Here is a 12802-nt window from a genome sequence, read left to right as displayed (position 1 = left end):
GAATAAAAAGGTATGGCCTACCGGCCGGATCGACTTAGCCCACATGGCTGCCTCCTTTGAGGGCATCGACCAGGGTGATGCGGTGGATATGCCAGAGGGGGTAGATCAGGCACAGGGCAAGCAGGCCCAGCACGATGGCGACTTGATTGATAAACAGCCAGGGCTCCACCAGGGCGGGCATGATGGGATCCCAGCCCATCTCCAGGATCAACTCGGCGGTCTCGCCGGTCAGGGTGATGGGGTGGTGCTTGAGGTAGATGAGCACCGGGGTGATGATGGCCAGGCCGATCCCGGTGCCGAGCAGGGCGATAAACAACGACTCGATCCCGACGAGCAGCAGCAGACGTGTGCGCAGCATGCCGGTGGCCAGCATGACGCCGAACTCGCGCTGACGCTCCAGGGTCATCATCATCAGGGTGGCGAACAGGCCGAAGCCCACCACGCCATAGAGCAGGTACATCATGAACAGGCCGCCGGCTCTATCCATCAGGATCTGCTGGGCCATCTCCGGCGCGAGATCCTGCCAGTCGCGCACGCTCTGCTGCGGGTACAGGGCACTCAATACCGCTTCCGTCTCGGCCAGCTGGTTGAGGCGGTCGGTGTGCAACACCCAGGCGCTGATCTGCTCACCTGTGCTGTAGAGCCGCTGCGCCTGGGGCAGGGAAAGGAAGACCAGCTGGTTATCCAACCCGGGCACGGGAAAGCGCAGCAGGCCCTTGATGCGGTAGAGGCCGGCGGCGGTCTGGCCACGATAGCCCTGGCCGTAGAGCACCAGCTCATCACCGACGTCCAGCTCAAGGTAGCGGGCCAGGCCCTCGCCCAGCAGCACCTGATCGTCATCGTCTTTGAGGTACTCACCGGTGACCAGCTTGTCGGCCAGTTTGGCATAGTCCTGCTCGGCGCTGGGAATGCCCGCCATCACCAGGGCCCCCTTGGAGCTGTTGTTGCCGGCGGCCAGGGCGAAGGACTCGAGCCGGGGCAGTCGATGACTGATCTGGGGCAGGGCGGCTGCCGGGGCGATGAAGTCGTCCCCCATGGGGATGAGATCATCGATGCTGTGGCTGTCGCCAAACTCCGGGTGCTGGATCTGGATCAGTCCGGTGGCGAAGCGGGCCGCATTGTCGATGTTATTTGCGTAGCTGCCCTCCTGAATGCTGCGCATCAGCAACGACAGGATCAGGGCGAGGGCGAGGGCGGCGGCGGTCAGCAGGGTGCGCCGCTTCTGCCGCCAGAGGTTACGCCAGGCCAGTTTGATTAACATGAGCAGTCCTTAGCGTCAGTCACGCAGTGCCTTCATCTGGCTTTGGGAGAAGAAGTCGTCGCCGATGGCAAAATCAAACTGGGCGGCATGGGTGATCATCTCGGTCTTATGGCCGGGTTTGTCGGCGGGGATCATCTCCATCCGCGTGGCCAGCCGGCGTCCGCCCATCGGTTGCACGTCATAGGTGCGCAGCACGTTGATGAGTTCATCGAATTCGTCGTAAAACTCCACCTGGCGCTGGAGGAAGGTCTCCTTGGAGATCCACATCCGCACCTTGCTCCAGACCACGGGCGCATCGGGCTTGGCGAAGGCGTCGATGACATAGCTGAGGTCATTGTCAAAGGGGGCCTCTTCGACGAGTTGATGGTCATAGTCCACCACGATGGAGGACTGGTTGATCAGATCATCATTGGTGAAATCCGAGCCCATCCAGGATTGACCCAACATGGAGGGGGCGATCTTGATCACCCGCTCGATGCTGGGCAGCCAGCTCCACATCTCCCGGTAGCGCTTGAGGGAGGCACTGCCCTTGTCTTTGGCCGGCGCGGTGACCAGCACCAGGGAGAGATCCAGCCCCTTGGTCCAGCTTTTCATGGTCATGGTGCGGGTCCAGTCCGGGCGGATGATGTTCATGGTCAGTTCGCTGTAGCTGGACTCGCCGCGCATCTGCTGATCCGACTGGATCACAATCTCGGTTGCGCTGAGGGACTCGGCGCCGCACAGGGTGGGCAGCAGGGCCAGGGAGAGAAAGAGAGAGAGTAAGGGCTTCATTGTGGACCTTCCTTAATTAAACCAGGCGTCGATGGCATCGCGATCGATCAGGGGCAGACTGCCAACCGGCGCTGCCAGCAGGCGCTCTATCGCCTGTTGGCTGGCACACAGCAGCGCGAAGGCGGTTCCGGCCGGATCATCAAAGCGCTCCGGGTACAGCAGATACCGAGTCAGTTGGTCCGATTGGGCATCCATCAGGGCAAAGAGGAAATGGGCGGTTTGCGCCGGATCCGCCAGTTCGAAACAGCCCTCCGCCACGCCTTGCTCCAGCAGGCGGGTGAAGAGTGGCACGCCGATCGCCCGGCTTTTGTTGGTCAGACTGGTTTTGAGCAGCAGGTTGGCGGGGTTGTGCATGGCACTCAGCTGCATCAGCAGCGCCGGTTTATGCTCGAGCTTCCATTGGTTGCTGCTGCTGATCAGGCGTTGCCACTTCTCCAGCGCCGACAGGCCTGAGTCGTCCAACAGGGCGTTCATGGTCGGTTCATAGCCGGCCAGCATGCGGTCGGTGAGGGCTTCGAGCACCGCCTGTTTGGATTCGAAGTGGTGATAGAAGGCGCCCTTGGAGAGGCCCAGGGCCTGGATCAGATCATTGACCGAGGTGCGGTCATAGCCCTGTTGCAGGAAGAGGCGCTGGGCGTGATCCAGGATCTCAGCCCGGCGTTCATCGGCGGGTTTGTTGGTGCGGGAGCGATTTCGGGCCATGACGCCTCCTTTTCGATGGACTCACGACACCATACCGACCGTCGGTCGGTATTGCTGAAGTTAAACACAAGATTGGGGGAAAGGTAAAAAATCTCGTTCACAGTAAAGCGGTGCAAAGGCCCTTGAAGGGAGTTTTGTCCGGACTTAGCTTAGGGCCATAAACTTTGAACATGGGTTAGGCTGCACCGTATGCCGCCGCCCACGACGTGAGTCACGCCCCGTTTTTGCGTACTCACACATCCAATTTCCGAATAAAGCGCATACACTGCGCCTGCCCGACAGGGCACCGCGTTCCCCTAGCCTTGGAAGAAATAGAATGAAAAAGCCCTTTCACCTGATGGCCAAGCCCACCAGCTTTGAATGTAATATCGATTGCGATTACTGCTTCTACCTGGAGAAGGAGCGCTTTTTCAAAGAGGGGAAGGCGCGTCCACAGAAACAGGAAAAACCCTTTATCGGTATGAGCGATGAAGTGCTGCGGGCCTATGTGAAGAACTACATTGCCGCTAACGAGATGTTGCCGAGCATTGAGTTTGCCTGGCAGGGCGGTGAGCCGACCATGGCGGGTCTGGACTTCTTCAAGCGTGCCATCGCCTACCAGCAGAAGTTTGCCAATGGCAAGGAGATCACCAATGCGCTGCAGACCAATGGCCTGCTGCTCAACGACGAGTGGTGTGAATTCCTGGCCCAGAACAAGATCCTGGTGGGTCTGTCCATCGATGGACCGGAAGAGTTCCACGACCACTACCGGGTGACCAAGTCCGGCAAGGGTACCTTTTCCCGAGTCATGAAAGCCGTCGAGTGCATGAAGAAGCATGGTGTGGACTTCAACACCCTGACCACGCTGAATGAGCGCAATATTCATCATCCCCTGGAGGTGTACAACTTCCTCAAGGAGATCGGCTCCACCTTTATGCAGTTCATTCCCATCGTCGAGCAGATCCAGGTCGATGTGGAAAATCCGATGCTGATCGTGCCTCAACTCGAATCGAAGAAAGAGCTGACGCCTTTCTCTGCCAATGGCGATCTGTTTGGTGACTTTATGGTGACCATTTTCGACGAGTGGGTACGCAAAGACGTGGGCCGGATCTTCGTACAGGCGTTTGATAACGCGCTGGCGGCCTGGGCCGGCGAAGAGCCGCCGCTGTGTATCCATCGCAAGGAGTGTGGCCTGGCGCTGGTGATCGAACGCAACGGGGACGTCTTCAGCTGCGACCACTATGTTTACCCCGAGTACCGTCTGGGTAATGTGGTGACCGATAAGTTGCCGAAGATGGTTGAGCAGAAGAAGCAGGAGAAGTTTGGCCAGCAGAAGGCCCGGGTTGGCCGGATCTGTGCTGCCTGTGACTGGCGCTTCGCCTGTAATGGTGGCTGTCCGAAGCACAGGATCCACCCGAATCCGGATGGCTCGATGCAGAACCACCTGTGTGCGGGCTACAAGAAGATGTTTGCCCACTTCGATCCGTACATGAAGTACATGGCCAACGAACTGATGGCACAGCGTCCACCGGCCACTGTGATGTACGTGGCGGATCAGATCGCCAGCCGAGTTGCTGCGGGTAAGGCCGTGTGTAACTGAGCCTGAGTTGGAATGACGCAGAAACCGCCCGCAACCTTTGGTTGCGGGCGGTTTGTTTTTCTCGGGATCGAACCCGAAAAGGGACTGTCGACTATAGTTAGCGGGTTGTCCTGCCCGGGGGGCTTATGGTGCGTTATGGTGGCTTCTGGATCCGTTTTCTGGCCGGGTTGATCGATACCCTGTTGTTGATGGCAATCATCACGCCGGGGATCACCCTGGTGCTGGGACAGGGGGTTGATCAAGCCAGTCCGATCTTTCGTCTGCTCAGCTATCTTTTGCCCGCCATCGCGGTGATCGTGTTTTGGGTCCAGAAGTCGGCGACGCCAGGAAAATCCCTGCTGCGCTTGCGGATCATTGACGCCGACGGTGGCGGCAAGCCCAGTAAGCGTCAGCTGATTTTGCGTTATTTGGGCTACTATGCCGCGACCTTGCCTCTGTTTTTGGGCCTGTTCTGGATTGGCTGGGATGATCGCAAGCAGGGATGGCATGACAAACTGGGGCGCACGCTGGTGGTGCGAGACCCTCCACCAGGTTCCTCCAAACTCAGGTAAGGTTGGGGATATCCCTGAGACTGCCGTGGTGAGCCTGTTTGCCATCGCGGGCTCTCCGCAGACAACAACGGCCCGCATGGCGGGCCGTTGTTGTCTTTGATAAGGCTGAAGGGATCAGCGCAGGGCCCGGCGCAGGATCTTACCCACGGCGGATTTCGGCAGGGATTCCATCTTGACGAACTTGCGCGGCTGCTTGAAGCCCGCCATCCGCTCCCGGCAGAAGGCTTTCATGGCTGGGATATCCAGTTCCCCTTCGGTCACCAAATAGGCCACCACCTTTTCATCGCTGTGGCGATCGGGCTCACCGATGACCGCCGCTTCGATCACGCCCGGGATCTGGGTCAGGACATCTTCCACCTCCGTGGGGTAGACGTTGAAGCCGGAGACCAGGATCACGTCTTTCTTACGATCGACGATGGAAACAAAACCGTCGTCGGCGATGCTGGCGATGTCGCCGGTTTTCACCCAGCCGTCCGCGCTGAGCACCTGGGCCGTTTCATCGGGCCGCTGCCAGTAGCCCTGCATGACCTGGGGACCACGAACACAGAGTTCGCCTTCATGACGGGCTTCGCTGCCGTCATCATTGATCAGCTTGATCTCGGTATCGATCAGGGGCGTGCCTATGGTCCCCAGTTGCTCCTGTCCGATGGGGTTGAGGCACACCACGGGAGAGGTTTCCGACAGGCCATAGCCTTCACTGATGGGACACCCCGTGGTCTTGTGCCAGACATCGGCGGCACTGGAGGTCAGTGCGGTGCCTCCTGAGATGGTGAGCTTCAATCCGGAGAAGTCCAGTTGGCGGAATGCTTCGAGGCGGCATAGCCCGACAAACAGGGTATTGAGCCCAGCCATCCCGGTGAAGCGGAATGGCTTGATCTGCTCGACGAAAGCGGGCAGATCCCTGGGGTTTGGGATCAGAACATTCAGGCTACCTCGGGCGAAGAAGGTGATCAGGTTCACCGTGAAGGCATAGATATGGTAGAGCGGCAGGGGCACGATAAAGATCTCTTCACCCTCCCGGCAGGCATCCCCCAGGCGAGCCAGCACCTGACGGGCGTTGGCCAGCAGGTTGGCGTGACTGAGCATGGCCCCCTTGGCGACACCCGTCGTTCCACCGGTATATTGCAGCAGGGCTAATTGATGGGGCTCCACGGCTGGAGTGGTGTAGGGCAGGGTCTCGCCTTGCGCCCAGCACTGGGGCAGGCTTAGGGCACCGGCAATGGCGTCGCTGGGAGCCTGGCACTGATGGAAGTCCGTGGCAGCTGTGGTGAAGACGTATTCGATATCGGTCTGGCTCAGGGCCTGGGCCGCCACCGGGGCGAGATCGGCATAGATAATTAGCGCCTTGGCACCACTGTCCTGCCACTGATGCGCCATTTCACTTGCTGTATACAGGGGGCTGGTGTTCACTACGACCAGTCCGGCCCGCAGGGCACCGAAGGCCGCAATGGGTAACTGCATCAGGTTGGGCAAGCACAGGCCGATCCGATCACCGGGCCGCAGATCGGTATTGTGCTGCAGATAGGCAGCAAACTGTCGGCTGAGGCGCTCTACCTCGTTGAAGGTGAGTGTTTTGCCGAGGGCGCTAAAGGCGGGACGTTCACCGAAGCGCTGGCAGGTATCGGCGATCATCGCGGGCAGATCTTGAGCTTGGGTAAGGATCACTGGGTGGTCAAAATTCATGGGCTTGGGCGGCTTTCTGACTGTTGGATTGGGCAACCATAATTCCCGGTCAGAAGGCTTGCAATGGATTATTTCGTTGAGGATGTTGCAAAAATGTGGCGTCCGTTGGGTTTTAATGTGCCAGTAATTATGTTTTGCGCATTTCTGCACTGAAAACTTAGGGGCATGAGGTACAATCCGCCTCGATTTTAGTCACTCTGTACCTGCGGAAACCCTATTACAATGAAATCCGATCTGACTATCTCCCAAGAAACTCAACTCCAGTCTATCGATGCAATCGCCGCCCAGGCGGGGATCCTGAGTCAAGAACTGATCCCTTACGGGGACACCAAAGCCAAGGTTAGTTTTTCCTTATTGAAGCGACTCAATGAGGCGCAACGGGGCAAGCTGGTGTTGGTCACTGCCATCACTCCGACCCCTTTTGGCGAAGGCAAAACCGTAACCACCATAGGCCTGTCTCAGGGCCTTAAGAAGGTGGGCCAGAAGGTGATGGCCTGTATTCGTCAGCCCTCCATGGGACCGGTTTTCGGTGTCAAAGGTGGTGCGGCCGGTGGAGGCTACAGCCAGGTGGCCCCGATGGAGGAGCTGAACCTGCACCTGACCGGTGACATTCACGCCGTTTCCGCCGCCCATAACCTGGCGGCGGCTGCCATCGATGCCCGCCTGTTCCACGAGCAGAAGCAGGGCGACGGCTTTGAAGCCAAGACCGGGATGGCGAACCTGCAGATCGATCCTAAGCGGATTGTCTGGAACCGGGTGGTGGATATGAACGACCGCACCCTGCGTCGTGTCACCATTGGCATCAACCGTGAAGGCTCTACCGCCAATGGCATCGAGCGGGAGAGCGGCTTTGATATCACCGCCGCCTCCGAGCTGATGGCGATCCTGGCGTTGTCCAAAGACATCAAGGATCTGCGCAAGCGCGTAGGTCAGTGTGTGCTGGCCTACAACACCTCCGGCAAGCCGGTGACCGCAGAAGAGGTTGGTGTGGCCGGCGCCATGGCGGCGATTTTACGCGATGCCGCCCAGCCGACCCTGATGCAGACTCTGGAAGGGGTACCCACCCTGGTCCATGCCGGGCCCTTTGCCAACATTGCCCACGGCAACTCCTCCATCATTGCCGATCGCATGGCTCTGCGCCTGGCCGATGTCGTGGTTACAGAAGGCGGTTTCGGCTCGGATATGGGCTTTGAAAAAGCCTGTAACATCAAGGCCCGTGCAGCAGGTAAAACCCCGGATGCGGCCGTTGTGGTGGCGACTTTGCGTGGCCTGAAGGCCAACTCCGGCAAGTACGATCTGCGCCCGGGCGCGCCACTGCCGAAAGAGATCTTTGCCCCGGATACCCAAGCCCTGGCGGCAGGCTTTGATAACCTCAAATGGCATATCGACAATGTGAAACGCTATGGCGTTCCCGCCGTAGTGGCCATCAACCGTTTCCCACAGGATACCGACGAAGAGCTCAACTGGTTGCGTGACCAGGTTCAAGCCCTGGGGGCCGAAGTAGCGATCTCTGAGGCCTTTGGCCAGGGTGGGGAAGGGGCCGTTGAACTCGCCCAGAAGGTGCTCACTGCGTTGCAAAGCCCAGCGGATTTCCAGTTCCTCTACGAAACTGAGCAGGGCATTGAAGCCAAGCTGAACCAGATCGCCCGTGACGGCTATGGCGGTGACGGTGTCGAGCTTTCCGAGGAAGCCCGAGCCGAGATGGAGAAGCTGGAAGCCTTAGGTTATGGTCACCTGCCCATCTGCATGGCCAAGAGCCCGGCTTCCATCAGCCATGATCCTGCCCTCAAAGGCGCCCCGACCGGCTTCACCGTGCCGGTGCGTGGCCTGCGTCTCTGTGCCGGTGCTGGCTTTGTTTATGCCCTGACCGGTAATGTGATGACTATGCCGGGCTTGTCCGATAAACCGGGCTACCTGAGCATAGATATCGATGAAGACGGCAACATCACGGGCATCGACGAGTAAGCGATGATCGAATCAAAAAGGCTCCCAACAGGGAGCCTTTTTTGTTGTATCTGGGCGTCTTACCGGTTCTGAACCATGGGGGAGGCTATCGCTACTCACATGTCTTGTGGTGCAACGATGGGCGCTAAGCTCTGAAGAGGGGCGGCCCGCTGCGCGTCTAGGGCCGACGCCTTGTCGGGCTCTTGTCTGGCCCTCTGGGGCTCTTGTCTGGCCCTCTGAGGCTCTTGTCTGGCCCTTGGGGGCTCTTGTCTGGCCCTCTGAAGCTCTTGTCTGGCCCTTGGGGGCTCTTGTCTGGCCCTTGGGGGCTTTTGTCTGGCCCTGTAGCCTTGCTGATTGTGCCGATACGCCCTTTTCTTCTCTGCTTCGGGCAGAAGCCAGGCATAACCATGAACCGGTTTCCGTCCCGTCAGGATTGCGAAGGGGACTCCGATCTGCCTTAACCCACCTAGACGGAGTTGTAAGCGCGTCATGGTCTGGATCCACTGCTACGCTTGGTGTCGAATGGCATTCACTGCTAGGTGGCAAGGTCACACAGGGTGCCTGCCGACGGCCTTGCCTCTCTCTCATCGGAGTACGCTGGTTTGTAATCAGATTACACTTTATTGACCGGTTTTGACGTCAGTTTGGCGGTGATTAAGTGCGATTTATTTACCTTGCCGATCACCATTTGAACCTCAGTTAATGGTTCTTTGATTATGTTTCTATTGGGTAAATTGTGTTAGCTTTGGGTGGTGCGAAGCCTGTGTGGGTGTGATCTTGGTTCGCCATTGGTCAATGCGTCACCAACTTAAATTCGTACAAAAGTGAAAAGAAATTACGCTCATTGCCCGGAAATAGTCGAGCCCTGCCAGGGGGTTGGCAAAAATGCAACCTTGATAGTGTGATTTTTGTCTGGTTATTTCTGGATAAGGAGTGGTTATAGTGGTCGAGCATTGGGTCATTTTGACCAAGTGTGCAATAGCCATCAATTTACGTTGCCTGGCAAGCCGACGTAAGCACAGTGTTGAGTCGCGTATTCGTCATGATAAAAGTAGAAAAAGGGCTGGATCTCCCCATTAACGGGCAGCCCATAAACACCATTGACGGCCAGTTTCCCGCTAAACATGTCGCCGTGCTCGGAGAAGAGCACAAAGGCATGAAGCCCACCATGCTCGTCGAGGTGGGTGATCGGGTTAAAAAGGGCCAACCCCTGTTCAACGACAAGAAAACCCCGGGGGTAGCTCATACCGCCCCGGCATCCGGCGTGATCGCCGCCATCAACCGTGGTGAAAAACGGGTGCTGCAATCCGTGGTGATCGCTGTGGAAGGCGACGACGCTGTCCGCTTCGATATCCCGGCTCAGCCGGATCGATCCAGCTTGCAGAAGGTGCTGCTCGACAGCGGCCTCTGGACAGCGTTTCGTACTCGTCCTTTCTCCCGGGCTCCCCTGCCGGGCAGTGTCCCCACCGCCATCTTCGTCAATGCCATGGATACCCAACCCCTGGCCGCCGATCCGCGTGTGGTGATCGAATCTCAGCTGGAAGCCTTCAAGGCTGGACTCCAACTGCTGCCCCTGTTGACCGACGGCAAGGTACACCTGTGCCATGACCATCGAGGCAAGTACAAGGGACGCCTGCTGGAGCAACCGATCCAGGGGATCGATTGCCATCAGTTCGTTGGGCCGCACCCGGCGGGCCTGGTCGGCACCCATATCCACGCCCTCTCTCCGGTTAGCCTGGAGCGCAGCGTCTGGCACATCGGCTATCAGGATGTGATCGCCCTGGGCAAGCTGTTTGAAACCGGTGAGCTCTATAGCGAGCGGGTGATCGCCCTGGCAGGCCCTCAGGTGGCTAAGCCGCGCCTGATCCGAACTCAACTGGGCGCCGATATTGCCTCCATCACAGATGGCGAGCTTAAGGAAGGCAATAACCGCATCCAGTCCGGCTCGGTGTTGTCCGGCCATCATGCCGTCGGGCCTCACGCCTTCCTGGGTCGTTTCCACAACCAGGTGACGGTGCTTCAGGAGGGCTATAACAAGGCCAAGTTCGGCTGGATCGGTCAGGGACGCAAACGCTTCTCCCTGTATCGCTCTGTGACCACCCTGTTTAAGCGTGCCTCCGGGTATGACATGACCACGGACTCCGGCGGGATCAACCGGCCCATCATCGCTTATGGCCGGTTCGATGAACTGAGTCCCCTGGACCTCGAACCCACCCTGCTGCTGCGGGATCTGGTGGCCCGGGATACCGATGAAGCTCAGCTGCTGGGTGCACTGGAGCTGGATGAAGAGGATGTTGCCCTGTTCACCTTCGCTTGCCCGGGCAAGTACGACTATGGCGCTGAGTTGCGCGCCTGTCTGGATCTGATCGAGAAAGAGGGGTAATGACCGTGTTTCGTGCATTGCTAGCCGATTTAAATGTTTTATTGCTGGCCGACGGTCAGCGTACGCGGGGGGGCGTCGCCGTTCGAGATCTGATGGATGTGAAACGCAGCCAATCCATGATCTGGCTTTGTCTCCTGCCTATCCTTCTGTTTGCCATGGTGATCCAGGGCTGGCACGCCCACACAGCGGTGGTGTCCGGACTGGCCACCCCCGATGCCTGGCAGTTGATCCTGTTCAACGGTGTGACCGGTGGATTGGGCGCTGACTCCGGCGTATTCGCCTGGCTGTTCTATGGTGCCAGCTTCGTCCTACCTGTATTCCTGGTGGCCTTTGCCGTGGGACTGTTGTGGGACATGCTGTTTGCCCGACTGCGCAACGAAACCGTGCAGGAAGGCCATCTGGTGGTGGCGATCCTGTTCGCCCTGATGCTGCCCGTGACCATTCCCCTGTGGATCGTAGCGCTGGGCATGACCTTTGCCGTAGTGATTGGCAAGCAGATCTTCGGTGGCATGGGGTACAACATCCTCAACCCGGCCCTGATCGGCCTGGCATTCGTCACCTTTGCCTACCCCTCGGTGATGAGTGGTGAAGGGATCTGGTTTGCCGTCGAGGGTGCCAGTGGCCCCATCACACTGGAAGCACTCAACACCAAAGGCGCCTTCGATGACGTCACCTGGTACAGCGTGTTCTCCGATCCCACCTGGTGGAATGCCTTCCTGGGCCTGGACAGTGGTGCCATCGGCGAAACCAGCACCCTGTTGATCCTGCTGTGTGGTGGCGTCTTGCTGCTGACCCGTCTGGTGGACTGGCGCATCGTTGCCGGTGTGATGATTGGCATGATCGCCATCGCGACCCTGTTTAACCTGCTGGGCAGTAAGACCAACGTGCTGTTTTACATGCCATGGACCTGGCACCTGGTGACCGGTGGTTTTGCCCTGGGGATGATGTTCCTGGCGACCGATCCGGTGACGGCCCCTTACACCCGTAAGGCAAAGTGGGCCTACGGTGTGTTGATCGGTGCCATGGTGGTGCTGATCCGTGTGGTCAATGCCGACCAGGTCGAGGGGATCATGCTGGCGATTTTGTTCGCCAATCTCTGGTCACCCCTGTTGGACTACTTCGTTGCCCGTGCCAACATCAAGCGGAGGCTTGCCCGTAATGCGGTATAACAAAGATTCAGTGCTGGGCACGTTTCTCTTTACCTTTTTCCTATGTGTCTTTTGCTCGCTGATGATCACCGGCACCGCCGCCGGTCTGAAGGAGCGGGCCAAGGCCAAGACAGTTGCCCAAATGAAGCGCTCTGTGCTGCTGGCGGCCGGTTTCGGCGATCAGCGTGGCGGTGACGCCAGTGCCCTGTTTGACTCACGGATCGAAGCCCTGGTGATCGATCTGGAAACCGGCGCCGTCCGTCAGGATATCGACCCCATTGAGTTCAACCCCACCATGGCCGCCGCCAACCCGGAGACCTCCAGGAAGCCGAAGAAGGACAGCGCCCGTATCGGTCGTCGTGCCGATCAGGCTCGGGCCTTCAAGGTACTGGATGAGTCCGGTGGCTTTGATGGTGTGGTACTGCCGTTCCATGGCAAGGGTCTGTGGTCGGTGATCTACGGCTATGTTGCCCTGGAAGCCGATCTGACGACTCTGCGAGGCGTCACCATCTACAACCATGGGGAAACCCCAGGGATCGGTGACTTCCTTGATGATCCGGCCTGGTTGAACCAGTGGCAGGGCAAGAAGCTGTACGACGACAAGGGCAAGGTTGCCATCAAGGTGGTTCGTGGTGGTGCTGAGCCGGGCGACATCCATGGTGTCGACGGGATCAGTGGCGCGACCATGAGTGGCCGCGGCGTCGAGCGTGCGATGAGCTTCTGGGTTGGGCAAGAGGGCTTCGAAGCCTTCCTGACCCAGTTGAAGGACTGAGAGGGGAA

10 protein-coding genes are annotated in these 12802 nt (G+C 58.6%); 6 read left to right on the top strand and 4 right to left on the bottom strand.

The genetic code is table 11. The features are described 5' to 3' along the window. Window positions 1-34: 34 nt before the first annotated feature. Genes AC2D8U_RS00530 through AC2D8U_RS00520 form a run of 3 tightly spaced genes read right to left on the bottom strand, consistent with a single transcriptional unit; the run spans window position 35 to window position 2734 of the window. Window positions 35-1261, bottom strand: coding sequence for an ABC transporter permease (locus tag AC2D8U_RS00530; protein WP_484617079.1), 1227 nt, complete (start codon window positions 1259-1261; stop codon window positions 35-37). Window positions 1262-1276: 15 nt separating this feature from the next. Next, entirely contained in the window at window positions 1277-2032 is a 756-nt protein-coding gene (locus AC2D8U_RS00525) for an outer membrane lipoprotein-sorting protein (protein ID WP_484617078.1), read from the bottom strand. A 12-nt stretch (window positions 2033-2044) separates the two neighbouring features. Continuing rightward, on the bottom strand, window positions 2045-2734 hold the full coding sequence (locus tag AC2D8U_RS00520) for a TetR/AcrR family transcriptional regulator (RefSeq protein WP_484617077.1): 690 nt from the start codon (window positions 2732-2734) through the stop codon (window positions 2045-2047). Window positions 2735-3050: 316 nt separating this feature from the next. Between AC2D8U_RS00520 and AC2D8U_RS00515 the strand changes: the two genes are divergently transcribed. Further along, the gene (locus AC2D8U_RS00515) at window positions 3051-4313 is read left to right on the top strand and encodes an anaerobic sulfatase maturase (protein WP_484617076.1); all 1263 of its coding nucleotides are present in this window, start codon (window positions 3051-3053) and stop codon (window positions 4311-4313) included. Window positions 4314-4438: 125 nt separating this feature from the next. Beyond that, window positions 4439-4864, top strand: coding sequence for an RDD family protein (locus AC2D8U_RS00510; RefSeq protein ID WP_484617075.1), 426 nt, complete (start codon window positions 4439-4441; stop codon window positions 4862-4864). A gap of 114 nt (window positions 4865-4978) precedes the next feature. On the opposite strand, the gene AC2D8U_RS00505 is transcribed toward AC2D8U_RS00510, so the two are convergent. After that, window positions 4979-6547: an AMP-binding protein gene (locus AC2D8U_RS00505; protein ID WP_484617074.1), complete on the bottom strand. Its 1569-nt coding sequence runs from the start codon at window positions 6545-6547 to the stop codon at window positions 4979-4981. A 222-nt stretch (window positions 6548-6769) separates the two neighbouring features. Between AC2D8U_RS00505 and AC2D8U_RS00500 the strand changes: the two genes are divergently transcribed. From AC2D8U_RS00500 to nqrC, 4 genes are all read left to right on the top strand, one after another. After that, window positions 6770-8512 carry a formate--tetrahydrofolate ligase gene (locus AC2D8U_RS00500; RefSeq protein WP_484617073.1) on the top strand — a complete coding sequence of 581 codons (1743 nt, stop codon included), beginning with the start codon at window positions 6770-6772 and terminating at the stop codon, window positions 8510-8512. A gap of 1021 nt (window positions 8513-9533) precedes the next feature. Further along, entirely contained in the window at window positions 9534-10874 is a 1341-nt protein-coding gene (locus AC2D8U_RS00495) for a Na(+)-translocating NADH-quinone reductase subunit A (RefSeq protein ID WP_484617072.1), read from the top strand. After that, window positions 10874-12043: an NADH:ubiquinone reductase (Na(+)-transporting) subunit B gene (locus AC2D8U_RS00490; protein WP_484617071.1), complete on the top strand. Its 1170-nt coding sequence runs from the start codon at window positions 10874-10876 to the stop codon at window positions 12041-12043. Before AC2D8U_RS00495 ends, AC2D8U_RS00490 begins: the two co-directional genes overlap by 1 nt. Next, the gene (gene nqrC / locus AC2D8U_RS00485) at window positions 12033-12794 is read left to right on the top strand and encodes an NADH:ubiquinone reductase (Na(+)-transporting) subunit C (RefSeq protein WP_484617070.1); all 762 of its coding nucleotides are present in this window, start codon (window positions 12033-12035) and stop codon (window positions 12792-12794) included. The genes AC2D8U_RS00490 and nqrC overlap by 11 nt, the downstream gene beginning before the upstream one ends. Window positions 12795-12802 lie beyond the last annotated feature (8 nt).

It is taken from the genome of Ferrimonas sp. YIN67 (genome assembly GCF_057219095.1).
Note: the sequence above shows the minus strand (reverse complement) of the source record. Positions and strands in the feature narration are given on the sequence as shown.